General features: G+C 37.8%; 24 protein-coding genes and 1 pseudogene. 21 read left to right on the top strand and 4 right to left on the bottom strand.

What is annotated here, in order from left to right; translation table 11 throughout:
* Nucleotides 1-5 precede the first annotated feature (5 nt).
* A complete protein-coding gene (gene ilvD, locus A6B45_RS10000) occupies nucleotides 6-1,748 on the bottom strand; it encodes a dihydroxy-acid dehydratase (RefSeq protein ID WP_072614425.1) in 1,743 nt (580 codons plus the stop codon).
* Between the two features lie 438 nt (nucleotides 1,749-2,186).
* Here ilvD and A6B45_RS09995 point away from each other — a divergent pair, with 438 nt between their 5' ends.
* The 20 genes and pseudogenes from A6B45_RS09995 to ubiE all read left to right on the top strand — a co-directional run bounded on the left by A6B45_RS09995 (nucleotide 2,187) and on the right by ubiE (nucleotide 21,530).
* On the top strand, nucleotides 2,187-3,050 hold the full coding sequence (locus A6B45_RS09995) for a helix-turn-helix domain-containing protein (protein ID WP_072614424.1): 864 nt from the start codon (nucleotides 2,187-2,189) through the stop codon (nucleotides 3,048-3,050).
* Complete coding sequence (sufC, locus tag A6B45_RS09990; protein ID WP_072614423.1) at nucleotides 3,031-3,831, top strand: Fe-S cluster assembly ATPase SufC; 801 nt, start codon at nucleotides 3,031-3,033, stop codon at nucleotides 3,829-3,831. Before A6B45_RS09995 ends, sufC begins: the two co-directional genes overlap by 20 nt.
* A gap of 1 nt (nucleotide 3,832) precedes the next feature.
* Entirely contained in the window at nucleotides 3,833-5,017 is a 1,185-nt protein-coding gene (gene sufD, locus A6B45_RS09985; protein ID WP_072614422.1) for a Fe-S cluster assembly protein SufD, read from the top strand.
* Nucleotides 5,004-6,230 (top strand): cysteine desulfurase, encoded by a 1,227-nt coding sequence (locus A6B45_RS09980; protein ID WP_072614421.1) that lies wholly within the window; start codon nucleotides 5,004-5,006, stop codon nucleotides 6,228-6,230. Before sufD ends, A6B45_RS09980 begins: the two co-directional genes overlap by 14 nt.
* A complete protein-coding gene (gene sufU, locus A6B45_RS09975; RefSeq protein ID WP_072614420.1) occupies nucleotides 6,217-6,651 on the top strand; it encodes a Fe-S cluster assembly sulfur transfer protein SufU in 435 nt (144 codons plus the stop codon). The genes A6B45_RS09980 and sufU overlap by 14 nt, the downstream gene beginning before the upstream one ends.
* Nucleotides 6,652-6,664: 13 nt before the next feature.
* Nucleotides 6,665-8,095 (top strand): Fe-S cluster assembly protein SufB, encoded by a 1,431-nt coding sequence (sufB, locus tag A6B45_RS09970; RefSeq protein WP_072614419.1) that lies wholly within the window; start codon nucleotides 6,665-6,667, stop codon nucleotides 8,093-8,095.
* A 3-nt stretch (nucleotides 8,096-8,098) separates the two neighbouring features.
* Nucleotides 8,099-8,404 carry a metal-sulfur cluster assembly factor gene (locus A6B45_RS09965; RefSeq protein ID WP_072614418.1) on the top strand — a complete coding sequence of 102 codons (306 nt, stop codon included), beginning with the start codon at nucleotides 8,099-8,101 and terminating at the stop codon, nucleotides 8,402-8,404.
* A gap of 305 nt (nucleotides 8,405-8,709) precedes the next feature.
* Nucleotides 8,710-9,882, top strand: coding sequence for a 2-isopropylmalate synthase (locus A6B45_RS09960; protein WP_072614417.1), 1,173 nt, complete (start codon nucleotides 8,710-8,712; stop codon nucleotides 9,880-9,882).
* Nucleotide 9,883: 1 nt separating this feature from the next.
* The gene (gene leuB / locus A6B45_RS09955; RefSeq protein ID WP_072614416.1) at nucleotides 9,884-10,957 is read left to right on the top strand and encodes a 3-isopropylmalate dehydrogenase; all 1,074 of its coding nucleotides are present in this window, start codon (nucleotides 9,884-9,886) and stop codon (nucleotides 10,955-10,957) included.
* Entirely contained in the window at nucleotides 10,954-12,330 is a 1,377-nt protein-coding gene (gene leuC / locus A6B45_RS09950) for a 3-isopropylmalate dehydratase large subunit (RefSeq protein WP_072614415.1), read from the top strand. The genes leuB and leuC overlap by 4 nt, the downstream gene beginning before the upstream one ends.
* Nucleotides 12,331-12,339: 9 nt before the next feature.
* Nucleotides 12,340-12,924: a 3-isopropylmalate dehydratase small subunit gene (gene leuD / locus A6B45_RS09945; protein ID WP_072614414.1), complete on the top strand. Its 585-nt coding sequence runs from the start codon at nucleotides 12,340-12,342 to the stop codon at nucleotides 12,922-12,924.
* A gap of 10 nt (nucleotides 12,925-12,934) precedes the next feature.
* Nucleotides 12,935-14,220 (top strand): annotated as a pseudogene (locus tag A6B45_RS09940) (MFS transporter).
* 18 nt (nucleotides 14,221-14,238) lie between these two features.
* The gene (locus A6B45_RS09935) at nucleotides 14,239-15,027 is read left to right on the top strand and encodes an L-threonylcarbamoyladenylate synthase (RefSeq protein WP_072614413.1); all 789 of its coding nucleotides are present in this window, start codon (nucleotides 14,239-14,241) and stop codon (nucleotides 15,025-15,027) included.
* Between the two features lie 202 nt (nucleotides 15,028-15,229).
* Nucleotides 15,230-15,538 (top strand): PadR family transcriptional regulator, encoded by a 309-nt coding sequence (locus tag A6B45_RS09930; protein WP_072614412.1) that lies wholly within the window; start codon nucleotides 15,230-15,232, stop codon nucleotides 15,536-15,538.
* 4 nt (nucleotides 15,539-15,542) lie between these two features.
* Complete coding sequence (locus tag A6B45_RS09925) at nucleotides 15,543-16,148, top strand: DUF1700 domain-containing protein (protein WP_072614411.1); 606 nt, start codon at nucleotides 15,543-15,545, stop codon at nucleotides 16,146-16,148.
* 1 nt (nucleotide 16,149) lies between these two features.
* Entirely contained in the window at nucleotides 16,150-17,139 is a 990-nt protein-coding gene (locus A6B45_RS09920) for a DUF4097 family beta strand repeat-containing protein (RefSeq protein ID WP_072614410.1), read from the top strand.
* A 483-nt stretch (nucleotides 17,140-17,622) separates the two neighbouring features.
* The gene (locus tag A6B45_RS09915; protein WP_096738761.1) at nucleotides 17,623-18,657 is read left to right on the top strand and encodes a HoxN/HupN/NixA family nickel/cobalt transporter; all 1,035 of its coding nucleotides are present in this window, start codon (nucleotides 17,623-17,625) and stop codon (nucleotides 18,655-18,657) included.
* Between the two features lie 142 nt (nucleotides 18,658-18,799).
* Nucleotides 18,800-19,330, top strand: coding sequence for a GNAT family N-acetyltransferase (locus A6B45_RS09910; RefSeq protein WP_072614409.1), 531 nt, complete (start codon nucleotides 18,800-18,802; stop codon nucleotides 19,328-19,330).
* Nucleotides 19,331-19,383: 53 nt separating this feature from the next.
* Nucleotides 19,384-20,823: an o-succinylbenzoate--CoA ligase gene (locus tag A6B45_RS09905; protein WP_072614408.1), complete on the top strand. Its 1,440-nt coding sequence runs from the start codon at nucleotides 19,384-19,386 to the stop codon at nucleotides 20,821-20,823.
* Nucleotides 20,820-21,530: a bifunctional demethylmenaquinone methyltransferase/2-methoxy-6-polyprenyl-1,4-benzoquinol methylase UbiE gene (ubiE, locus tag A6B45_RS09900; RefSeq protein ID WP_072614407.1), complete on the top strand. Its 711-nt coding sequence runs from the start codon at nucleotides 20,820-20,822 to the stop codon at nucleotides 21,528-21,530. Before A6B45_RS09905 ends, ubiE begins: the two co-directional genes overlap by 4 nt.
* A gap of 105 nt (nucleotides 21,531-21,635) precedes the next feature.
* Here ubiE and A6B45_RS09895 read toward each other — a convergent pair whose 3' ends face one another.
* Together A6B45_RS09895 and A6B45_RS09890 are read right to left on the bottom strand one after the other, a co-directional pair.
* Nucleotides 21,636-22,517, bottom strand: coding sequence for a metal ABC transporter solute-binding protein (locus A6B45_RS09895; RefSeq protein WP_072614406.1), 882 nt, complete (start codon nucleotides 22,515-22,517; stop codon nucleotides 21,636-21,638).
* On the bottom strand, nucleotides 22,514-22,954 hold the full coding sequence (locus tag A6B45_RS09890) for a MarR family transcriptional regulator (protein WP_072614405.1): 441 nt from the start codon (nucleotides 22,952-22,954) through the stop codon (nucleotides 22,514-22,516). The genes A6B45_RS09895 and A6B45_RS09890 overlap by 4 nt, the downstream gene beginning before the upstream one ends.
* Before the next feature lie 77 nt (nucleotides 22,955-23,031).
* Here A6B45_RS09890 and A6B45_RS09885 point away from each other — a divergent pair, with 77 nt between their 5' ends.
* Nucleotides 23,032-23,949 carry a D-alanyl-D-alanine carboxypeptidase family protein gene (locus tag A6B45_RS09885; protein ID WP_237048951.1) on the top strand — a complete coding sequence of 306 codons (918 nt, stop codon included), beginning with the start codon at nucleotides 23,032-23,034 and terminating at the stop codon, nucleotides 23,947-23,949.
* A 44-nt stretch (nucleotides 23,950-23,993) separates the two neighbouring features.
* Here the strand turns inward: A6B45_RS09885 and zwf are convergent, their stop codons facing one another.
* Nucleotides 23,994-25,454: a glucose-6-phosphate dehydrogenase gene (gene zwf, locus A6B45_RS09880; protein WP_072614403.1), complete on the bottom strand. Its 1,461-nt coding sequence runs from the start codon at nucleotides 25,452-25,454 to the stop codon at nucleotides 23,994-23,996.
* Between the last annotated feature and the right edge of the window lie 250 nt (nucleotides 25,455-25,704).

Genomic DNA, 25,704 nt, shown 5'->3' with positions numbered 1-25,704 from the left:
AAGCTTTAGTTTGGGAAAAGTTCATCTGCTCCCTTTAATACAGCACCTGTATTTGCAGAGGTTACGAGGGCTTGATAGCGTGCCATCCATCCTTTTCTAATTTTAGGAACAAATGGCTTTAATTGTTTGTGGCGTTGTTCCAGTTCATCGTTTTCCACATGCAAATGCATTGTGCGTTTGACAAGATCAATTGTAATTTGATCACCATTTTCAACAAGCGCTATTGGTCCATCATCGGCAGCTTCAGGACTAACATGCCCGACTGAAATACCACGAGATGCACCTGAAAAACGACCATCTGTAACCAATGCGACTTCTTTTCCAAGTCCCATTCCTGTGATTGCGGATGTTGGTCCAAGCATCTCAGGCATACCGGGACCACCCTTAGGTCCTTCATATCTGATAATAACTACGTGTCCAGCATGAATTTTACCAGCATCAATAGCATCAACAGCCTCCTGTTCAGAATCGAACACAATTGCTTCACCGGTAAATATTTTAATACTTGGATCAACACCACCTGCTTTAATAACTGAGCCTTTTGGTGCCAAATTTCCATATAATATTGATAATCCACCTTGCTTGGAGTATGGGTTAACATCAAACTTACGGATGATTTCATCATTGAGAATTTCATGATCAGCAACATTCTCACGTAAAGTTTTTCCGGTAACTGTCATACGGTCGGGATGTAAGACGCCACCCATACGAATTAGTTCATTTATGATAGCGGGTACGCCACCAGCTTTGTGGACATCTTCCATGGCCCATTTTGATGAAGGCGCGATCTTAGATAAATAAGGAACCTTTTTAGCGATTTCATTGATGTCTGCTTGATCATAGTCAATACCAGCTTCATGAGCGATGGACAAAACATGCAACACAGTATTTGTTGATCCACCCATAGCCATGTCGAGTGCCATAGCGTCATCAAGTGCTTCTTTTGTAATTAAATCACGTGGCTTAACATTTTCTTTAACCATGCGCATTAGTTGTTTGGCACCATCGCGAATAAGGTCACGTCGTTCATCAGAAATGGCTAACGCTGTACCATTGAAAGGCAGCGCGATACCCATAACTTCCATTAAAGTGTTCATTGAATTAGCTGTAAACATACCAGCACAAGAACCACAAGTTGGGCATGCATTTTGTTCCATTTCTAAGAATTCTTCTTCGTTCATTAAACCAGATTTGAATGCGCCAACAGCTTCAAACATTGAAGACAATGTTGTTGCTTTTCCTTGTGGATCTAGTCCAGCCTTCATTGGCCCACCAGAAACGAATACGGAGGGTACATTACAACGTAACGAGGCCATAATCATACCAGGAGTGATTTTGTCACAGTTTGGTAAGAAAAATACGCCATCAAACCAGTGTGCGGTAATGACAGTTTCGGCTGAGTCAGCAATCAATTCACGAGAAGGTAAGGAATAACGCATACCCAAGTGACCCATAGCAATTCCATCATCAACACCAATTGTATTGAATTCAAATGGAATACCACCAGCATCACGGATGGCTTGTTTTGCAACATCAGCTAATTCACGTAAATGAACGTGACCAGGGATAATCTCTACATATGAGTTACAGATAGCTATGAAAGGTTTTTTCATATCTTCTGGGTTACTAACTTGACCGGTCGCATATAGTAACGAGCGGGCTGGGGCTTGATGAATTCCCATCTTGATGTGATCAGATCGTTTTTGTAGATCATCACTATTTACATTAAATGAAAAAGTATCTGTCATGAAATATTTCTCCGCAATTTCTAATTTTAATATGTTTTTACTAATTTGAGTATAGGGGTATAAGTTCAATTGTCAATGAACTATTCCAAATTTATATTTTCTAACAAAATAATCAGTCACAAGTTTAATTTAGGTGTATAACATATCAAATCTGCCTTGAATAGTTCTGATAACGTTTGACATTTATAAATTATAGGAATATAATTATTTTAATATTATCGTGAGTTATTGCTCAGAAACAAAAATTACATATGAATAAAAAAATAAAAAAATTAAACAACATTCTCATTATCCTTCTTCTCAATTGATGATTAGTAGGTTATTTTGAGTTAACGTCTACTAACCGTTTTAGATTTAGTAGACAGTTGGGACATTTTTTGTTCAGGCACCTAACTGTGAAAGCAGTTAGGTGCCTTTTTTCATAGGATTGGGGGATCAATGATTAATATAGACAAATTTATTAATACTAGAAAACGCTTAAAGATATCACAAATGGTACTTTGTGCTGATATTTGCACACAAGCTACGCTATCAAAATTTGAAAAACATCAGCAAGTTCCGGCTTTCGATATCATGATTGCCTTATGTGAAAGACTAGGTTTGACATTAAATGATGTTTTTCCTATCAATGTGACCGCTCGTCAGACACATAATGAAGAAGTCTTAACGCAAGCGATGCAAGAACTTTTTTATCAAAATATTTCACAGTTTGAGCAGTTAATGAGTCAAGTAGAGGTTGATAAATTACTAGATAATGAACAACCTATGTATCAAATTGCTCAATATTTTTCTTCAGTTATTTTAAAAAAGGATTGTTCCGCAGCAAAGCGAGTGATTAAAAAAATTAATATTGCTGGACTTAACAAATCTCACAAGTTGTTATTTTATGCTATAACAAGCCATTATTATTATCAACGTGGCCAATTTCATGAGGCACAACAAGCTTTTGAAGATGTGTGGCGATATCAGAAAGAAACATCAACGGTGGATCATTCAGGATGTCAAGCCGCGATTGTTTATCTGTTAGCTCAATACCAAATGTCGATTAAAAACTACAAATATGCTATGATGTTGGCAACTTATGGCATTGATTTGGCAAACGCAAGTGACAGCACGTATTTCTTGGAAAACTTTTTTTGGCTATTGGTACAGGCAAGTGATACGTGGCATAGTCAAGATTTTATTGTGAATGAAATGATTGAAAATGCACGTGTAATTGCTAAAATACATAAGAACGAAGACATTTTAAAAAAGATCAGTCAACGAAAAGGGGAAAACAACAATGGCAACACTCAAGGTTGAAAACTTACACGTTTCAGTAGAAGGAAAAGAAATTTTAAAGGGAGTTAACTTAATTGTTAATACTGGTGAAATTCATGCCATCATGGGTCCAAACGGAACGGGAAAATCAACGTTATCGCAAACTATTATGGGGCATCCAGCCTATGAGGTGACTGAAGGTCATATTTACATTGACGATCAAGATTTAGCTGAAATGTCAGTTGATCAGCGTGCACGTGCGGGTCTATTCTTAGCTATGCAATATCCATCAGAAATTCAAGGCGTAACAAATGCTGAGTTTATGCGGGCAGCAATTAACGCACGCCGTCCGGAAGATGATCAAATTGGTATTATGTCATTTATTGAAAAACTTGATGAAAAGCGTGAATTTTTATCTATGTCTGAAGAAATGGCGGAACGATATCTTAATGAGGGTTTCTCTGGTGGTGAAAAAAAACGTAATGAAATTTTGCAAATGATGATGATTGAACCTAAAATTGCTATTTTAGATGAGATTGATTCAGGATTAGATATTGATGCCTTGAAGGTCGTTTCCCGTGGTGTGAATGAAATGCGCTCTAGCGAATTTGGTGCGTTAATGATTACACATTATCAGCGACTACTTGATTACATCGTTCCAGACTTTGTCCACGTCATGATGGGTGGTAAAATTGTCAAAACAGGTGGTGCAGAGCTGGCCAAGAAGCTGGAAGCTGAAGGATATGCTGGTTTGCGAGATGAACTTGGATTGAATGTTCATTTAACAGATGAAGATGTGAATTCGTATTTTGTGGAGGATTGATATGGTTGATAATAGTGTAATACAATCTCTTCCGTTGCCTACATTTGCCAAAGTTCGCTATAATTCATGGCAGATTGATGAAATGATACCAGCCACAGATAAAGCTACAACATCGTTCTTTATGAAAAATAAGAAGAATGGCATCGAAGTTAGTGGCCTATCGACAACATATCAACATCTGACAGAAAAGATGACCGCTCAAGGGGTGATGTTGATGAGCATGGTACAAGCGAAAACAGAGCATCCAGATCTTGTTAAAAAGATGATTGGGAGTGTTATTGATAAAGCAACGGATCGTTTGTCAGCTCAAAACTTTGCCCAATTTAATACGGGGATTTTCGTATATATTCCGGAAAATGTTCAATTTGACGAAGTTTTACATTTAACCTTAAATCATTTGGCTACTTCTGGCAAAGATTTGGTTGCTCGAATTTTCGTCTATATTGGTTCGAACGCTAAAGTTGATATTCTGCAAGAGATGCATACGATAGGTACTCAAAAAACAAAAGCTTCGGTTATTATTGAAGTTATAGCCGATTCAGGTGCTCAAGTTACTTATGCTAATATTGATTCTTTTGGAGAACAAACAACAGCCTTTATTAACCGTGAGGCAGAAGTAAGAAATCACGCAACAGTTGATTGGCAAAATGCCGAGTTTAATGATGGAAATGTTATTATTCGCTTAGCAAGTCAATTGAATGGGGAAGGTTCTACCTCACATACAAATGTTATTGGCCTGACAACAAAGAAACAAACTCAGGGTCTTGTAACGACTATCTTAAATCGAGGTCGTCATTCATTAGGACATATTTTCCAACGAGGGGTCATTTTAAATCGTTCTACATTAGTTTTTAATGGTATTGGGAAAATTATTAAGGGTGCAAAGGGATCAGATGCGCAACAAGAATCACGTGTCTTGATGTTGTCCCGTCGAGCACGAGGTGATGCTAATCCACTATTATTGATTGATGAAAACGATGTTACAGCCGGTCACGCGGCTTCAGTTGGTCGTGTTGATGAGAATCAGATGTACTACTTAATGAGTAGAGGTATTAGTGAACAAGTTGCTCGAAAATTGGTTATTCGTGGATTTATGGGTGAAGTATTAGCAAAAATGCCGACAAAAGAAGCACAACAGCAGGTAGTTGAGGAAATAGAAAGAAAGTTAAAACATGAAGATGATTAAAACTGATTTTCCAATATTAAACCAAAAAATCAACGGACAGCAAATGATATATTTTGATAATGCGGCGACTTCCCAGAAACCACAGTTTGTCATTGATTCACTCGTTGATTATTATCAAAATGATAATGCTAATGTACATCGTGGTATTTATGAACTGTCAGAACGAGCTACAAACGCATATGAACAGGCACGAGACAAGGTTCAAAATTTTATACATGCAAAAAAACGCGAAGAAGTTCTCTTTACTCGTGGTACAACAGAATCGTTGAATTGGTTGGCAAGTACCTATGGTGCGGAAAACATTAAGCAAGGGGATGAAATTCTAATTTCCTATATGGAGCATCATTCTAATATAGTACCTTGGCAACAGTTAGCACAGCGTGTCGGCGCTAACTTAAAATATATTAACCTTAAAGCAGATGGCACGTTGGACTTGGCTGATGCTGAAGAAAAAATGTCTGACAGAACTAAAATCGTATCTGTTACCCATGCTTCTAATGTGTTAGGTGTGGTTAACCCAATAAAAGAATTAGCACAAATGGCACATCAACATGGCGCTATTATGATTGCTGATGGTGCTCAATCAGCGCCACACATGGTAATAGATGTTCAAGATATGAACGTTGATTTTTTTGCTTTCTCTGGTCATAAAATGTTAGGACCAACGGGTATTGGTGTTCTTTATGGTAAGTATGATGTATTGAACAAAATGAATCCAGCGCAATTTGGTGGGGAAATGATTGAACTAGTTGACCTTCATGAAGCAACATTTCAACCATTACCTTGGCGTTTTGAAGCTGGAACACCTAATATTGCTGGTGCCATTGGTTTGGGAGCAGCTGTCGATTATTTGACAAATATTGGTATGACTGAAGTAGAGGCTTATGAACAATCATTGGTTTCTTACGCTTTGCCAAAAATAAAAAAAATACCTGGCGTTACTGTATACGGTCCGCAAGATAGTGAACACCATTCGGGTGTTATCGCATTTAATTTAGATAGTGTTCATGCGCATGATTTAGCAACTGCATTGGATCAAGAAGGTATTGAAGTACGAGCAGGCCACCATTGTACACAACCACTCATGCGATACTTAGGTATTGCTGCCACAGTTCGTGTCAGCTTGTACATTTATAACACGCGTGAAGAAATTGATCACTTTATTGATATCATAGGAAAAATTAAGGAGTACTTTAATCGTGAGTTTGCATAATTTAGATAATTTGTATCGTCAAACAATTATGGAATACGCGCAACATCCACATAATTACAAGCCTATGTTGGGAACAGAAAGTTATCATGTTCGAAAGTATAACCCAACTTGTGGTGATATCATTGATTTAGCTGTTAACATCAACGATGATAAAGTGACAGATATTTATTTTTATGGGGATGGTTGTGCAATATCGAAAGCTTCCGCCTCAATGATGACGGATTTAGTATCTGGAAAAAGTAAGAGCCAGATTAGTCAGTTGGTTGATCAGTTTTCAAAAATGGCTCGTGGTGAAGACGGTGATTTCAAATCACTTGGAGAAGCACAAATTTTATCAGGCGTTACAAAATTTCCTACGCGAGTGAAGTGTGCAACCTTAGCATGGCACGCTTTGGATGAATTATTAGCAATAGAAAAATAAAGGGGGTGCAGTCATGGAAATAGATAGACAAGAAGCCATTGATCAGACAAAAGCTGCTATTTCAAACGATAAAGCTACTGAATTAGGATTTCAAGATGATTATCAAGCTGTTTTTTCGACAGGAAAAGGTCTAAATGAAGACATTATTCGTCAAATTTCAGCTAAGAAAAATGAACCACAATGGATGCTAGATTATCGATTGCAAGCGTATCAAACATATCTTCAGATGCCAATGCATAAATGGGGACCAGATTTAAGCGAGATACATTTTGAAGATATTTACTACTATAATAAGCCAACAAATGATAAGTACCGTGACTGGGATGATGTCCCAGCAGAATTGAAAGAAACATTTGAGCGTTTGGGTGTTCCAGAAGCTGAACGAAAGTGGCTGGCTGGTTCTTCTGCCCAGTATGAGTCTGAAGTAGTTTACCATCGTATGAAGGAAGAGTTCGCTAAAACGGGTATTATCTTTACCGACACAGATACTGCGGTTCAAGAATATCCAGAGCTTGTTCAAGAATACTTTGGCTCACTGGTTAAACCGACTAATAATAAGCTAGCCGCTCTAAATTCGGCAGTTTGGTCTGGTGGTACATTTATTTATGTGCCTAAAGGTGTTCACGTTACGACCCCTATTCAGTCTTATTTCCGCATTAATACAGAAAATGAGGGACAATTTGAACGAACATTAATTATTGTTGATGAGGGCGCACATGTCGATTACGTTGAGGGCTGTTCAGCACCAATGTATTCAGGGGATGCCCTGCATGCTGCTGTGGTTGAAGTGATTGTTAAAAAAGACGGGTATTGTCGTTACACTACGATTCAGAATTGGTCTAATAATGTGTATTCACTGGAAACAAAACGCGCAGCAGCGCATGAAAATGCAACGATGGAATGGGTTGATGGTAATTTTGGTTCAAAAACAACGATGAAGTATCCATCAGTTTATTTAGAAGGCGAGGGTGCAAAAGGTACCATGTTGTCGATTGCTGTTGCTGGCGAAGGGGTTAACTTAGATTCCGGTGCGCAAATGATTCATAATGCTAAAAATACGTCATCGTCTATCATTTCAAAGTCAATTGCTCATGATGGTGGGTCCACAGATTATCGTGGCACAGTTAAATTTGGACGTGAATCTGATGGTTCATTTGCCCATGTAGAGTGTGATACGATTCTAGTTGATGATAAGTCCTCAGCTGATACGATTCCATATAACACTATCTTGAATGGGAATGTGTCCATGGAACACGAGGCTAAAGTGTCGCGCGTTTCCGAAGAACAATTGTACTATTTGATGACGCGTGGTATTTCTGCAGAGAAAGCTACAGAAATGATTATCATGGGCTTTATCGAGCCATTCACAAAAGAGCTACCAATGGAGTATGCGGTTGAATTAAATCGATTAATGAAATTTGAAATGGTTGGATCGGTAGGATAAATTATGAATAAAAAAGTTGAGGCGCGTATTATGGATGCTTTGACGACTGTTATCGACCCTGAATTAAGGGTTGATATCGTCAATTTAGGATTAATTAATGGTGTTGATATTAATACCACAGGGGATGTGACAATCAATATGACACTAACAACCATGGGATGTCCATTGATTAGCGTACTAGAAGAGATGATTGACGAGGCATTAAAAATTTTACCTGAAGTAAAATCAACTAGAGTCGAACTCACGTGGGAACCAGCTTGGGAAATAGACCGAATGTCTCGATATGCCAAAATGGGGTTAGGATTATAAAAATGGCTTGATTATATAAAAATGGAATAAAACACTTCCCATGATTGACGATGAATTATAAAGTAGTTTATGATTAGTTTATTAAATTAAAAGGAAGTGTTTCACATGAGAAATCAGGCTACTGTACAAATAAATATTACAAATGCAGCCCTTCTCCTCAACTTGCTCAGACAGACCCTAGCAAGTTGAGCTTTTGAGCTGGTTGTTAGGTACTTATTTAATGGCTAGTGAATAAAAGGATGTGAGTGCATGATCCCGGACTAGTCAAATTGACTGGTCCGGGATTTTAATTTAAGGAGAAAATTATGGCAAGCAAAGTAACTTTTTATGATACAACAATGCGTGATGGTGAACAAACAATCGGGGTTAATTTTTCAATTGAAGAAAAGATTGAAATAGCAAAAGGATTGGATGATTATGGCGTTGCAGCAATTGAAGCGGGATTCCCTGCGGCTTCTCAGAAAGATTTTGAGGAAGTTAAAAGAATTGCTGAGGTTGTGGATAATGCAAAGGTTGTCGGTTTGGCACGAATGGTCAGAAATGACATTAATGCGGTTATTGAGGCAACTAAGGATGCAAAGCATCCAATGATTCACGTGTTTATTGCAACTTCACCAATTCATCGTGAGTTCAAGTTACACATGACCAAAGAGGAGATTTTGGAAAAAATCAAGGCGGACGTTACTTTCACTAAGCAGTATATGCAAGATATTGTATTCTCACCTGAAGATGCGACACGAACTGAACCTGATTTTTTGGTAGCAAGCGTGCAGACAGCTATTGACGCTGGAGCGACGATGATTAACATACCTGATACTGTTGGTTATGATACACCAGAGGAATATGGCGAAGTTTTTGAAAACTTACGTCAAAATATTATCGGTTTTGATAAAGTTGGTTGGTCAACACATACACATAATGACTTGGGTATGGCAACAGCTAATGCTTTGGCAGGAATTGAGCATGGTGCGACGGAAATTCAAGGCACAATCAACGGGATTGGTGAACGTGCCGGTAACGTTGATATGATTGAAGCAGCAGCAGCTATTCATGTGCGTCATGAAAAGTTTAATGCAGAAACAGATATTGTCTTAGCTCAGTCAAAAGCCATTTCTGACATTGTTGCACGCGCAACTCGCATGCCAGTTGCGGGTAATAAACCCATTATGGGACGCAATGCCTTTGCTCATGAATCTGGAATTCATCAGGATGGATACTTAAAAAATCCTGAAACATATGAAATTTTGAAGCCAGAAATGGTCGGCGCTACGGCATCCTTACCACTTGGCAAGTTGTCAGGATCGCATGCAGTAATGTCAAAACTAAATAGCTTAGGTTATGATGTGACGCGTGATGATATGAAAGCAATTTTCCCAATCTTTAAATCAGTTGCCGAAGAGTCTGATTTGATTACAGATGACCAATTAAAGGTTATTATGCAAGTTGTTGAAGAAAAAGAAATGGTGAGTTATCAATAATATGACATCAGTTAAAAAAATAGTAGTTTTAAAAGGCGATTATATTGGTCCGGAAATCATGACAGCCGGGTTATCAGTATTAGATGCTGCGACAAGGAATGAAGCATTTTCCTATGAACTTATAGATGCACCTTTTGGTGGTGATGGTATTGATCGAGCTGGCGATCCTTTACCCCAGTCGACTATTGATGTTTCAAAGCAAGCTGATGCGGTGCTACTTAGTGCAATTGGTGGACCGAAATGGGATAATGCGCCACGACGCCCAGAACAAGGGCTATTAGAAATTAGATCAAAACTTAATTTATTTGCTAATATACGGCCAACAAAAGTGACTCAAGCGCAAATTGACCGCTCACCATTGAAGCCAGAGTATGTTGAAAATACGGACTTTGTTATCGTTCGTGAACTGACCTCTGGTGCTTACTTTGGAAAGCCACGCAAGCTGGAAGCGCATCAAGCCATTGATACGATGTATTACAGCGAAGAAGAAGTGACTCGTATTATGCATCAAGGTTTTAAAATGGCGCAAAAGCGAAACAAGCATGTCACCATTGTTGATAAGTCAAATGTATTGGCTACATCAAAGTTTTGGCGAAAGATTGCGAATGAAGTTGGCAAAAGTTATCCGGATGTGACAATCGACTATTACTATGTTGACGCGATGACAATGGCTATTATGTCAAAACCAGCAACATTTGATGTTGTGATTATACCTAATTTGTTTGGGGACATTTTAAGTGATGAAGCAGCACAAATTACAGGTTCCATTGGACAAATACCTTCTATGTCAGTTGGTGAAAGTGGTCCTAATTTGTATGAGCCAATTCATGGCTCAGCGCCTGACATTGCTGGACAAGGCATAGCTAATCCCATTTCTATGGTAAATACGGTAGCTATGATGTTGACGGAAAGCTTTGATGAAAAAAAGATTGCAGACAAAATTACTGCAGCAGTAGATTACATTATTGAAAATCACTATGTGACGCCAGACATGGGTGGAAAAATGACGACCGATGAGGTCACGCAAAAAATGGTTGATTACATAAAAAAGTATGAATCGGCGGATATAAAATGAGCAAAACACTATTTGACAAAATTTGGGAAAAACACGTCATTACTGGGGAAGTTGGTGAAGCTCAACTGATTTATGTGGATTTACATTTAGTACATGAGGTTACCTCACCACAGCCTTTCGATGGGTTGAGAAGTACAAATCGCCGCGTTAGGCGACCGGATTTAACCTTTGCAACAATGGATCATAACGTGCCGACTAAAGATATTTTTAATGTACAGGATCAAATGTCTCGATTACAGATGGACACGTTAGTTAAAAATACAAAAGAGTTTGGTGTGCCATTGGCATCAATTGGTGATGATAAGCAAGGGATTGTTCATGTTGTGGGACCGGAGCGAGGATTGACACAACCAGCTAAAGTGATTGTCTGTGGTGATTCTCATACAGCAACTCATGGTGCGTTTGGCGCAATTGCCTTTGGAATTGGGACTTCCGAAGTTGAGCATGTCTTGGCGACTCAAACGATTTGGCAAGTTAAACCAAAAACAATGGGAATTAAGGTAACAGGAGAGTTACCTAAAAATACATACGCAAAAGATATTATTATGGGCATTATTGCTAAATATGGTGTGTCATTTGGGGTTGGTTATGCAATTGAATTTTACGGTGAAACGATTGAGAAGTTATCAATGGAAGCTCGTATGACGATGTGCAATATGTCAATTGAGGCTGGTTCAAAAACAGGTATGGTACAACCAGATCAAACGACATTTGATTACATTGAGGGTCGTGAACAAGCACCCAAGGATTTTGAAGCTGCAAAAAAGTATTGGTCACAATTCTACACAGATAGTGAAAGTGACTTTGATGAGACGTTGACTTTTGATGTATCAAACTTGAAACCGATGGTGACATGGGGAACAAATCCAGGCATGGCTACACCTATTGATCAGTCTTTGCCAGAAATCAAGGATGATAATGATGCAAACGCTTATGAATATATTGGGTTGCATCCCAATATGAAGCCTGTTGACATTAATTTGGATTACATTTTCATCGGATCATGCACGAACAGCCGTTACGAAGATCTTGAAATTGCTGCGAATATGATGAAAGGGCATCATTTAGCACCCAACGTCACTGCGTGGGTTGTGCCTGGTAGTCGTGCCATTAGAAATCGTGCAATTAAAACAGGCATTGCTAAAATATTTGAGGACGCTGGGTGTGAATGGCGTGAACCAGGATGCTCAGCATGTTTGGCAATGAATCCAGACAAAATTCCGGCAGGAAAACACGTTGCTTCAACATCAAATAGAAACTTCATTGGACGCCAAGGTGCGGGATCAAGAACGCATTTGGCTTCTCCGGCTATGGTTGCTGCGGCAGGAATTGCTGGTCATTTTGTTGATATTACAGCAGATGAATTTGTATAGGGGAATAATATGGAAGCTTTTGTAAGAGAGACAGGCAGAGCTGTTGTTATTCCAAATGACAACATTAATACTGATATTATCTTGCCTAAACAGTTTTTGAAGAATATTTTGAAAACTGGATTTGGGAAAGATTTGTTTTATGACTGGCGTTATAATGCTGATGGTTCATTAAATGAATCATTTGAATTGAACAAGCCCGAGCATGAGGGCGCTTCAATTTTGATTACAGGCAATGACTTTGGATCAGGCTCATCACGAGAACACGCGGTATGGGCGTTAACGGATTATGGATTCAGGGCAGTAATTGGCGGCGGATTTTCAGATATTTTTTACATGAATTCAACCAAGAATGGCTTACTTCCAATTGTGTTGCCTGAAGAAAATCGGAAAATATTACGAAATATTCAAGCAGATGAAAATATTCAAATTGATTTACCCGAACAAACTGTGACTTATAAAAACTATGTTTTCCATTTTGATATTAATTCACAATGGAAAGAAAAATTTATCAATGGCGAAGATGATATTGATAACACGATGAAGTATGAAAAGCTAATCGCTGCGTTTGAAAAACAACGACCAAATTTTGGATAGGAGGTAGTTCATGGAACAAGCAATGAATTTGCAGCAACGAATGGATACAACTAAAGAAACAACAACGTTCTATCATGTTTTTGCGATGATTGCAGCTGGTATGATTTTAGATGGAGCGGATGTTTATCTTGCTAGTGCAGTAAATAGTGCAATAGTTAGCACGCACTTTGCGACACTTGCACAGGGTTCTGTGTTTCTTTCCTCCGGATTTTTAGGCCTTTTCTTCGGATCCATTTTTGCTGGATTTATCGGTGATTTTCTTGGCCGGAGAAAAGCATATTCAACTAATTTATTAATATTTGGTGTACTAACCCTATGTGCGGCATTTGCAACTAATATTTGGATGTTAATCGGATTACGTTTTTTCGCCGCAATTGGATTAGGCGCAGAAATTGTGACAGGGTATGCCTTAATTAATGAATTTGCCCCAATCAAAAATCGTGGTCGGTGGAGTGGCGTAACTTCTGTGATTGCCAACTTAGCTGCACCATTGACCTTACTTTTGGCAGCAAGCGTTATTCCTCGTTATACATGGCGTGCAATGTTTGTTATTGTTGGTGTATTAGCATTGATTTTATGGGTGGTTCGCCGTCATTTTCCCGAATCACCGCGATGGTTAATTGCACGCGGAGAATATGATAAAGCTGAAAAGATTATTGAGAAATTGGAAGTGAATGGCTCGTACAGCACAAATGATTCTAGTGTAAAACGACAACCAGTGAAGACTAGGATTGGTATTGGGCTTTTGGTTGCAACTGTCGCTGTCAGTGCAGTTAATTTAACACAGTATACATTTACATCGTGGATGCCAACATTATTGATCAAACAAGGCATCGAAGTGGTTCATTCACTAACATTTTCCGCAGTTATGATGGCTGGGGCTCCAATAGGCGCACTGATAGGCGCATTATTGGTTGACGTGATAGGTCGTAAAAAGGTCATTGTTTCTGCCTTTGTAATGACTGCAGTGTTTGGGATGATTTATTCGCAGCAACATACAACGGTTGGAATTTTAATTGTAGGATTTTTGGTCGTAACTATGATGTATATTTTGATGGCTTCGGTTGTCGGCGTTTATATGTCAGAATTGTTCCCCACTTACTTTAGATTCCGTGGAACGGGTATGCTAATGGCGTAGCTAAAATATTAACAGTTTTGACACCATATTTTGCAGCGTGGGCGATTACGCAATTCAGCGCCAATTTAATTTTTTATTTTATCGCAGCAGTAGCGATAATCGCGGCTATTGTAGTTGCAGTTTATGGACCAGAGACAAAACAAAAAGCAATATATTAAAAAGGATGGTATTTTATAATGACAGAAGCAACAACAACAAAGATTCATTGGAACGGTGGTATCCAAGGCGAAGCAATTAACATCTTGAAAGAAAATGGAGGTATGATTGTTAGCCCAACAAAAGTGGGCTACATTATCATGACTTCAGATGATAAAGGGTTGGAAAGAAAGTTTGCTGCCAAAAATCGTAAGCGTAACAAGCCTGGTGTTGTATTATGTGGTTCAGTAGAACAAGTTAAAGAATTAGCGCAAATGACACCTGAAATCGAACAAATGTATCAACAACATTGGAATGAGGATATTTTGTTGGGTTGCATCTTGCCATGGAAAGAAGACGCTAAGAGCAAGATACCAAATGACGGCACCAAAGATTTGATGATGGATAAACGTGAAACCAGTTGCTTTGTTATCAAGTTTGGCACACCAAGTGAAAATATCGCCAAAGAAATGTGGGAAAAGTATGGCAAGTTCTCATTTGCAAGTTCAGCTAATCCTTCTGGTAAGGGGAATCGTGGTTTGGTAGCTGGCATTGGTGACCAAATTGAAAATGCTGCTGATTTAATTATTGAGGCTGATGATTACGTGGCATCAATTCAACCTGATAAGACGCTAGACACGCGTTACGAACAAGGGGTAATGGTATCTATGGTTGATGAGGCAGGTAAACTCATTCCAGAGCAAAATGGTGCAGTTGGTATCCAACCAGCCCCAATTGTTATTCGTAAAGGATTAGATGTCGATAAAATCATGAAAATTATGAGTGATATTTTCTCGTCATGGGATTATCGTCACGGATTCTATTATTAAAAATTGCATAAAACAGTTAAATGCCAAATTAGCGGTACGCTATCTATTTTATTGATTGCGAGCTATTAAAAGATGATTAGGCAACGAAAAATATCTCAACGATGACATTTGTTGAGATATTTTTTGTTGACAAAACAATTAAAAATTCATATAATATTTTTGAACATATATTATATGTCGTATAGTATTGGAGAAAATAAGTATGGCAATTCAAATGAGTTCAGAATTATTAGACGGTTGCGTTTTAGCGATATTAGATAAAGAAGATTATTACGGTTATGCATTAACGCAAAGAGTGCAGGGCACAATTTCTGTTTCGGAATCGACATTGTATCCTGTATTACGGAGATTAAAAAATAATCAATTCGTTACAACGTATGATCAACCTTTTCAAGGCAGAAATCGACGTTACTATCAGATTACAACACAAGGTCGTGACAAATTGGATAGCATACGCCAAGATTGGATAATGTTCCAAGCAAACGTTGACACATTATTGAAGGAGAGATAAGCAGATGGAGAATTATTTAGCTGAGTTAGAGCAACTACTACATCAGTTGCACCATTCAGATAAAGAGGAAGCGATGAATTTCTATCGAGAGTACGTGATGGACGCTGATTTAGTAACATATGAGCAATGCATTAGTGAATTAGGCACGCCAAAACAACTCTCACGAAAAATTTTAGCTGACTATTCAATTAAGGCAGATGAAAAATCAGCGGATGATACAACTAGTAAAAATCCACGGTCAAATATTAAGCTGATTTGGTGGATTGCATTAGCATTACTGGCGTCACCGTTAGCATTCCCTATATTCATTATCTTGGTCATGCTTGCTGCTGTATTTTTTGCATTCTTAGTGGCTTTTATTGCAGTTGTCATTGCACTGAGCCTGACAAGTATTTTATTAGTCATTATCGGAGTTGGTGTTTTGCTGCAATCAATCTGGACGGGGCTGTACTATATTGGTTGGGGTTTGCTCATATTGGGAATAATGTTGACAGTAATACCAGCTGGTATTGGTCTCTTGAGGTGGCTAATTGATAAAACAGCACAATTGAGCAAGGCAATTTATCGTCGCTTTACTGATAAAAAGCACATGCATCGGGAGGGTAAATAACATGAAACGAAGTGTTAAAATTGGATTAAGTTTGATAGTTATTGGCGCTGTGCTAGCTTTAATTGGATTTGGTTTTGGTGGCGGTTCCAGTTCTATTTCTTGGAATAATGGCCTTAAAGTTGTTGACCGCAAAACACAAAAAGAAAAGATGGTACAACAATCATATACTTATGACGAGGTGAAAAATATTGACGTGTCAACATCTTTACCTGTACGTATTATCACAGGGGATGTTAAGAAAACAACCGTTAAAGTAATGACGTATCAGAAACTACCCGAGTTGAGCTATCAGCAAAATCATTTGAAAATTACTGATAAACAAGTTGGCAGTGTATCTCAAGGGAATGTTAATATCGAATTTAATATTACTGGCTTTTCTTGGAATTACGGTAACCACGGATATCAAGATGGTATTTTAATTACAGTTCCGCAATCACAAAGTTTGTCTAGTATTCAAATTGACGGACAAGATGACAGCGATGTGAGTTTGTCAGATGTCCAAGCGGATAAAATAACAATGCAGCAAGTATCGGACACAGATTTGACTAGTATACAAGTTAATCATGATTTGATGATTGATGGCATCGAAGATGGACATTTAAACAATGTGACTGCATCAACAGCTACGATCAAAAGTGATGATGGTGATTTAACGATACAACACACACATATTCGTGATGGATTAAATATTAAACTAGAAGATGGTGACTTAAATATGCATCAGAATCATATTAATACTGGTGAAATACGCACATCAGATGGTGATATCACTTTAATGAATAACCAACTATCTGGTCAGCTTACAGTCACAGCACAAGATGGCGATATATCAGCAATGATTGGGAAAAGTAGTGTGACTGCTAAAACGCTTGACGGGGATATTTCTGCTTTCAATAGTCATGATGATGATCAGACAAGTTACACACATAAAGGGGCAACTGGAGCATACGTAATATCAACAGACAGCGGGGATGTGACAATTAAGCAGTAGTTAATATATTTGCTCATTAGCTGTTTAGTAACATTAATTCTATTATTAAAATAAAATAATAAAACGTTTGACACAATTAGAATTTGATAATATAATTAGTTTCATATTAAAAAATATAAATTATATGAAAAAGAGGAAAAATTATGAACAAAACAATTAAAAAAATGAACCATTCTCTCCTCTACCTACTTCTCAGTTGATGTTTAGTAGGTTCTTTGAGTGACTATCTACTAAACCAATATGACATTGATTAGTAGATAGTTGGGACAAGTGAGTAAAAACACCCCAACGCCGTAACAGTTGGGGTGTTTTTGTGTCTTATAAGACTCAAAGAAACGGGTAGTACTAAATTATAGGTGTGTATTTATCAAAAGCTACTAAAGGACATATTTAGTTCGTTAAGGACATGATTTGTTCGCTATATTTACCCGATAATCCATCCTATGATAATCTTATTTTTACAGTACAAGGAGAGAACAATTTATGATGTTACATACTCAGAAACAAGCAACAATACAGTCGGATGCAATGCGCTATGGCGCAATAATCATTCTTTTTTTAGTTTCAGGAATCATATTATTAATGACAAGTGCTTCGCAATATCCTGAAATGATAGCTATGGCCTATTTATCATTTACGATGGGACTAAGGCATGCATTTGATGTAGACCACATTGCTGCGATTGATAATATGACGCGCAAAATGTTAAACGATGGCAAAAATACACGTGGTGTGGGATTCAGTTTCTCATTTGGTCATTCAATGGTTGTTGTGTTAATGGCCTTGACCACTGTTTTATTTGTGGAATGGGCAAAGCATTCTATGCCAATTTTTGAGCAAATTGGTGGTGTCCTAGGAACTTTGATTGCAGCCACTATGTTAATGATGTTGGCCATTGTGAATAGTTTTATTTTGCGTGATATTTGGGTTAAATTCACATCGATGCGCAACCGTAGTATCAACGAGAATAAAACAGATGAAGACGTTAATTCATCCAGAATATACCGTTTGTTTTTGAGATTATTAGGAATGATTCAGCATAATTGGCAAGTTGCTATAGTTGGCTTTTTGTTTGGGTTAGGTTTTGATACTGCGACACAAATTGCAGTTTTAGCAACGTCTGCTACCGCTGCCAATGAGGGTATTCCATGGTATGCAACGTTAGCCTTTCCTTTGTTGTTCACTGCTGGGATGTGTCTGATGGATACAATTGATGGATTCTTTATGAGTACAACCTACCATTGGGTATTTTCTTCGCCATATCGAAAAGTCTACTATAACTTGACGATTACCGGAATTTCGATATTAGCAGCCGGATTCATTGGTTTTGTTGATTTTATTCAGTCCTTTGCTGCAATGTTTGGCTGGAATAATGGTTTAACAAAATGGGCAACTGCGTTAGATTTTAATCAAATGGGTATCATCTTAGTTGGTTTGTTTGTTGTCGCTTGGATCATTGCGATTACCATTTGGCATGTATTTCATTTAGCAGAGAAAGATAAAGAGCAACTAATTTAAAAGTTTATTCGATATCTCATTGACATATCTAATGAGGTATTTTTATTTGTTATTCAAGCTTAGTGAATAGCACAATTCGTATATTTTTTAACACTTTGTGATAAAATGAGAGGAATTGCTACTTAAATATGGAGAAATATTCATGATAAAAATTGTCAACGTAACAAAAAAAGATGGACAATACTGGCATGATGTCTATCTCAATGCATTTCCAGAGTATGAACGTCTACCATTTTCACAATTACAACAAATTGCCAATGAACAAGAAGCAGTTCGATTGGCAATGATTGTGGATGACGATAATCCTGTAGGAATTTTGTTATTAGTTGAAATATCAAATCAGAAAGCATTTGTACTTTATTTTGCTGTAGATGCTAATATACGTGGCAAAGGGATTGGTAGTAGAACGATTACAGCACTGAAGGAGGAATATCCTGGTGGTATCGTGTTAGAATCAGAAATTATTGGTCAACAGGCCGATAATGAAGCACAACGTGTCAAAAGATATGAGTTTTATCAACGTAATGGTGTTACTGATTCTGGCTTTTTAACAAAAAATATGGGTGGCACTTTTCATTTATTGCGTTCAACAGAACTCATTTCAGATATTGAATATGTTAAGGCTATTTCTATTTTGGGAGTTGAGGCAGAGGTAGAAAAATTGGTTGAGTAAGAACTATTGACGGCATTTTTGTTTTCATCAAAGTTCTGCGGTATGATAATAAAATGGAAAACTGGCTTACAAAACGTGCACGGCTTACGCCGAATCGGGTCGCCGTACAGTATCAAGATAAACAACTGACTTTTCAAGAAGTAGCAGAGCAAGCACATGGTATGGCTGAAAAAATTGCTGTGGTTACAGAGAATGATACTCGGGTAGCGTTAATTACGCATAATACGCTTACCGGTTATTTAGCCATTATGGCATTGCAACAACTTGGTAAAACAATTGTTTTTATTAACTGGCGATTGTCTGTTAATGAAATTAATTTTCAGCTATCAGATGCTAATGTGAATACTATTTTAACTGATGATAGTTACACGAATATTTTAAAAGTGGAGAAGCAGTTAAAACTGAGCGAACTGTCAACGCGAAAAAAAGTAAATCCAGTTACGACTTTTGATGATTCTTTTGTGACGAGTATTATGTATACTTCTGGAACAACAGGTCAACCCAAAGGCGTTATGCAAACATATCAAAACCATTTTTACTCGGCAATGGGTAGTGCATTGAATCTGGAATTACGAGCTGATGATAGTTGGCTTGCTGTTGTACCTATTTTTCATATTAGTGGTTTTTCAATTATTATGCGTGGACTAATTTATGGCATGAGCGTAGTGTTACAACGTAACTTTGATGCTCATCAAATTAACGAATTGTTGGTGCATCAGAATATTACTACTATCTCAGTAGTACCGGTAATGTTAAAGCAGTTATTAGCTGATTTGCCTAAGGATGTAAATTATAATAAGCAGTTTCGAGCCATGCTTCTTGGTGGTGGGCCAACAGATTCTGTGACACTTCATCAGGCCCAAGCTCATCACATTCCAGTAATCCAGTCGTATGGAATGACTGAAACAGCCTCACAGGTGGTGGCACTGGATGCCGAGTATGCTCATCAAAAAATAGGATCTGTAGGTAAACCACTATTTCCAGTTCGTTTAAAAATTGCTGACCACACAGGAAAACCTCAACAACAAGGGAATATTTGGATTCAATCACCAACTCTAACAATTGGTTATTTAAATCAACCTGATAAACTAGAAGAACAAATGATAGATGGTTGGTTTAATACAGAAGATTATGGTTATGTGGATTCTGATGGGTTCTTATTTGTTCAAGGTCGTGAAGGGGATATGATCAATTCAGGCGGCGAAAATATTTTCCCAAATGAAGTTGAAGATATATATGCAGATTATCCAGGCATAAGTAAAGTTGTCGTTGTCGGTGTTCCAGATGAACAATGGGGTTCGGTTCCAGTAGCTATTGTTCAAGGAGATAACTTGCGGCGTGAAGACTTAATTCAATTTGGAAAAAATCGCATTGCGCATTATAAAGTACCAAAACACTTTTACCTTGCAGATTACTGGCATACGACGGCTAGTGGCAAGACACAACGAAAGCCTTTCTTATCCGAACTCGAAAGATTAAAGGAACTAAAATGACACTATCTCCAAAAAATACAGATGTAAAATCCCTGTTTAATACTATTGCACCAGAATATGACAAAATGAATAACATTATCAGCCTGGGATCGCACAAAAAGTGGCGTCAGAAGGTTATGGATAAGATGATATTTCCAGAAAAAGCACAAATAATTGATTTGGCGACGGGAACTGCTGATTGGGCAATTGCCTTGGCAGAAAATAGTGATTCTGATTCTGAAATCATCGGCTTAGACTTCAGTGAATCAATGCTTGCGGTTGGGCAAACAAAGGTTGATATAAGTGACTATTCGGAAAAAATCACACTTGAGCAGGGAGACGTGATGGATTTAGAGTTTCCTGATAACAGTTTTGATATTGTGACCATTGGTTTTGGACTACGTAATTTACCTGATCCAAAACAAGGAATCAAAGAAATGTATCGCATTTTAAAGCCAGGCGGACAGCTTGTCATTTTAGAAACATCGCAACCGGATAGTCCCCTTGTTAAACCATTTTGGCAGTTATATTTCGGTCATGTCATGCCATTATTTGGGCGTGTTTTTGCTAAAGAAAAGTATCAGGAATACAAATATCTTGATGAAACAACAGAACATTTTATGGACTATATGACGCTTGGGCGATTGTTGCTAAAGTCGGGCTTCAAAAAAGTTAGAATTTCTCGTTTTAATTTGGGTGCGGCGGCGGCACACTATGCGACAAAGTAGGGTTAGATATAGAGCATTTTATTGGTTGGCAAATTAATGCTAAAAAAGATCAGCTATCTTTATGATTTGGATAGCTGATCTTTTTAATTCTTTCAGAGAGGTTTTTTATTGCGTAACTTTTTCGATTTCTTTCAGTTCTTTTAACTTCCAACTAACATAATTTTCACCGTTTGGAATGGTTTCAGTTACATTAACAACGGGGATATCATTTTTCTTTGCTAAATCGATTAAGTTAGAGACAGTTGAACTTGATGTCTGAGTATTATTAACAAAGAAAGCAATTTTATGGTTTGTAATTGCTGATTTAAGTGCAGCTAATGTTGCGGGTGAAGGATCATTACCTTCCTCAATTGCTTCAGAGAAATCTGTATCCATTATTTTGTATCCCAAGGCATCTAGCATATATTCAAAAACAGGTTCAGTTTGGGCAACGGTTTGGCCCTTAGCCTTTTTGGATATTTTTGTGATTAAATCATTCACAGGTTTCAGGCTAGCGATGTATTTTTTGGCGTTCTTTTTGTAATAATCGCGATTTTTAGGATCTTTTTTACCAAGCTCAGTTGCTAGATAATTTGCTGTTTTACTCATCGTTTCAGGATCATTCCACAAGTGCGGGTTGACGCCTGCTTTTTTATTTAAAACATCTTCGCCGACACGAATAAGTTTTGTATTTTTAGAAGTTTTGGCAAGCTTATTTAGCCATGCGTCATATCCTAAACCGTTAGCAAGAACGATATCAGCAGCACTGACTTTTTTGGCAACAGTTGTTGTTGGTTCATAATCTTCAGGAGAAACATTAGCGTCTTTGATAATAGCAGTAGCTGTGCCATGCTTGCCAACTACTGTTTTGGCAATTTCGGCGTAGAAGTCTGTTGAAGCAACAATTGTTATTTTTTGATTAGATGACGACGAGGAATTGCCTTTGAATAAGGCAACACCAATGACGATGACGACAATGGCAGAGAGTGCTATAATTATTTTTTTCATGAATTATTTCCTATTTTATTGAGTTTTGTTAAAAACTGGGTGATGGTTTGTTGTTGTTCCTGTGTGAAATCAGCCATGATGGTATGAATATCATCGTGCATGGTGACGTGGGCTTGCTCGTGAAGTTGTGCCAATTTTTCACCGTCTTCAGTCAGTAAATAGTGGGTGCTCCGTTTATCAGAATCATCTACCACTGCTGTGACATAATGATAGCGCATCAGGTTTTTAATAGCTTTGGTGATAGCAGGCTTTGATAGATTCATTGCAGCAGCTAATTCTGTGTTGGTCTGCGATTGCAGAATTTTAAGCAACATCAGTAAGTGGGCTTGTGTCGAATTGATTTTTTGTCCGGCAGTTGCCGTTACGAGTTCAGAATTACTAGCGTATTCTTGAACAAAAGAATTAAGCGCTTGAATAATCTTATCTGTTTTCTCCATAAATACCTCTTTAGTTTACTGGTTAATTAACCAGTTAATTATATAATGTAAGCGAAGCTATTGTCAACAGATTATTTTTGAGTACAATTATAGTCATGAAGAAAAGCGGACTACTGGCAGCAATTTGTATTGTGACATTGAATATAGTATTTCCTGTGAATGGGCAACAACAAATCCAAGCAAGTGAAAAAAAGAAATCAATTAAAAAAATCACAACAACGGCGAAAGCAGCGGTTGTGATGAATGCGGATACAGATAAAATTTTGTCCGAAAAAAACGCTCATAAACCTTTAGCGATTGCGTCAATTAGTAAATTGATGACGAGCTATTTGGTACTCAAAAGGTTACCTTTAGATACGCAAGTGCAGCCGTCGTCAAACACGATGGAAATCGGAGAAGAGTCTAATCTGGCAAGTGTGGATTTGGACAGTAATCAAACCTATTCAGCAGATGAATTATTGCGTGCTGCTTTACAGTTATCTGCTAATGACGCGGCTATTGCCTTAGGCGATCAGATTAGTGGTTCACAAACAAAATTTGTTAAATTAATGACTAAGACTAGTAAATCTTGGGGACTTACATCAGCGCAATGGTATAATGCAGCGGGAATCCGTAATGATGAAGCAATGGATGATGGTGTTAAGGCACCTGATAATGCAGAAAATAAGATGTCTGCCGTTGATGTTGCGGTTATGACCGATAATATTTTAAAAAAAACGCCACGATTAAAAAGAATTGTTCATCAATCACAAAATCAATTTGATGGCGTTACACAAGATAGTAATTATGTTTTGATGAAAAATTATTTTAAAAATACGAAATATACGGTCACCGGTGCTAAACTTGGTATCTCTGTTAAATCAGGCGTTTCTTATGTGGGATTGTTTACGTATAAAGGAAAGCATTATATCACGGTTGTGTTGCATGCTGATCAATACACGAATTTGTCAGCTGTTTTCCGTGAAACCAAACGCATCTTAAATCAGACAATATAAAAAACCGTCAAACAAATATTTGTTTGATGGTTTTTTTAATGTGCTTATCCTTTAAATACCCAAGCATCGCCATTTTCAGCTAATAGCTTGTCTGATGCTTCAGGACCCATTGAACCTGACTTATATGTCTCCAATGGTGCTTTATCTGCATCGTAAACGGCAGTAATTGCGTCAACAAACTTCCAAGCAATTGATACGCCGTTCCAATCAGCAAAGTTTGATCCGTCACCATTCATTGTATCGTGAATCATACGTTCGTATGGTTCTGGTGTGTTCTTCTTGTCTTCATCAGATACTGCCCAATCCAAGTTGATTGTGCGGGTGTTGAAGGCATCTTCAACTGACTTAGCGTTAAGCTTCAATTCAATAGCACCCTTTGGATCAATGATGATTGAGAGCACTGATTCTTGTGCTTCTTGTTCTGAACCAAAGTTGAATGTGCCAGCCTTAAATACAATATCAACACGTGTTTGCTTGGCAGCCAAACGCTTACCTGAACGAACATAGAAAGGAACACCTTCCCAACGTGGCAAATCGAACTGTAATTCACCAGCAATGAATGTGTTGTTCTTTGAGTCAGCAGGGACATCTGCTTCTTCCAAATATGGCTTGTAATCAGCTGTATCACCAGCACCATATTGTGCACGAACGAAGTATTTGTTAACTTCTTCTTCGTTATAGATCTTTAATGCATTGAATGCTGCATTCTTGGCTGCACGGATATCCTTATCGTTAAATGATTCTGGCTTTTCCATAGCTAACCAACCAACAATTTGCATTGTGTGATTTTGGATCATATCCAAAAGAGCGCCAGTAGTATCGTAGTAACCAGCACGCTCTTCAACACCTAGAACTTCAGCCAAAGTTACTTGTACGTTTTTGATATAATCCTTATTCCAAGCAGCATCAAAGATTGGGTTACCAAAACGTAATGCAGCGATGTTTTGAACCATTTCTTTTCCAAGATAGTGGTCAATACGGAACAATTGATCATCATCAAATGCGTTTTCCAAATCACTCTGCAATTCTTCAGCCGTGGCGTATGATGTTCCAAATGGCTTTTCAATCATCAAACGGTTGTAACCAGTGTCAGCAAGTAACCCTTCTGACTTTAGATACTTGGCAATTGTACCGAAGAAACGAGGTGCAACAGACATATAGAAGATGCGGTTGCCGTCAATGTCAAACTTAGTTGCTGCTTCTTCAATGGCTGTCTTCAAAATACCGTAAGATGCTGCATCCGTAACATCGTGTGCGCGGTAAGAAAAATGCTCAATGAACGCTTCAGCCTGTGCTTGATCTTCAGTGAAGTCTTTAATTGATTCACGAACCAATTGCTTAAACTCGTCATCAGTTAATTGTTGACGCGCTGTTCCAACAATGGCAAAGTGTTCTTGTAAGTATCCTTTTTTGTAAAGGTTGAAAACTGATGGGTAAAGCTTACGCTTTGCTAAATCACCAGTTCCGCCAAAGAAAGTTACCAACGTTTTGATTTCTGAAACCATGATGTTCCCCTTATAATATAATTGAATTCACTTCTTATTATAACGCAAAAAGCGTCTGAAAAGTACGTGATTCACAAACATATTAAGCGTTGAACAAGTCAAAAATTGACTAAGTGACTAGTTTATACTAAAAATATGGTTTGAGTGAGTTAAATAAACTATATATTCACAATATAATTTTACAAAGGGATGGCATTAAATGTTTTACTTGATTATTATTTTATTTTTAATTCTAACTTTCACTTTAGGT

Source organism: Leuconostoc suionicum, from assembly GCF_001891125.1.
Taxonomy (GTDB): Bacteria; Bacillota; Bacilli; order Lactobacillales; family Lactobacillaceae; genus Leuconostoc; species Leuconostoc suionicum.
The sequence above is the reverse complement of the archived record's forward strand: the minus strand, read 5'-3'. Positions and strand labels throughout refer to the sequence as shown.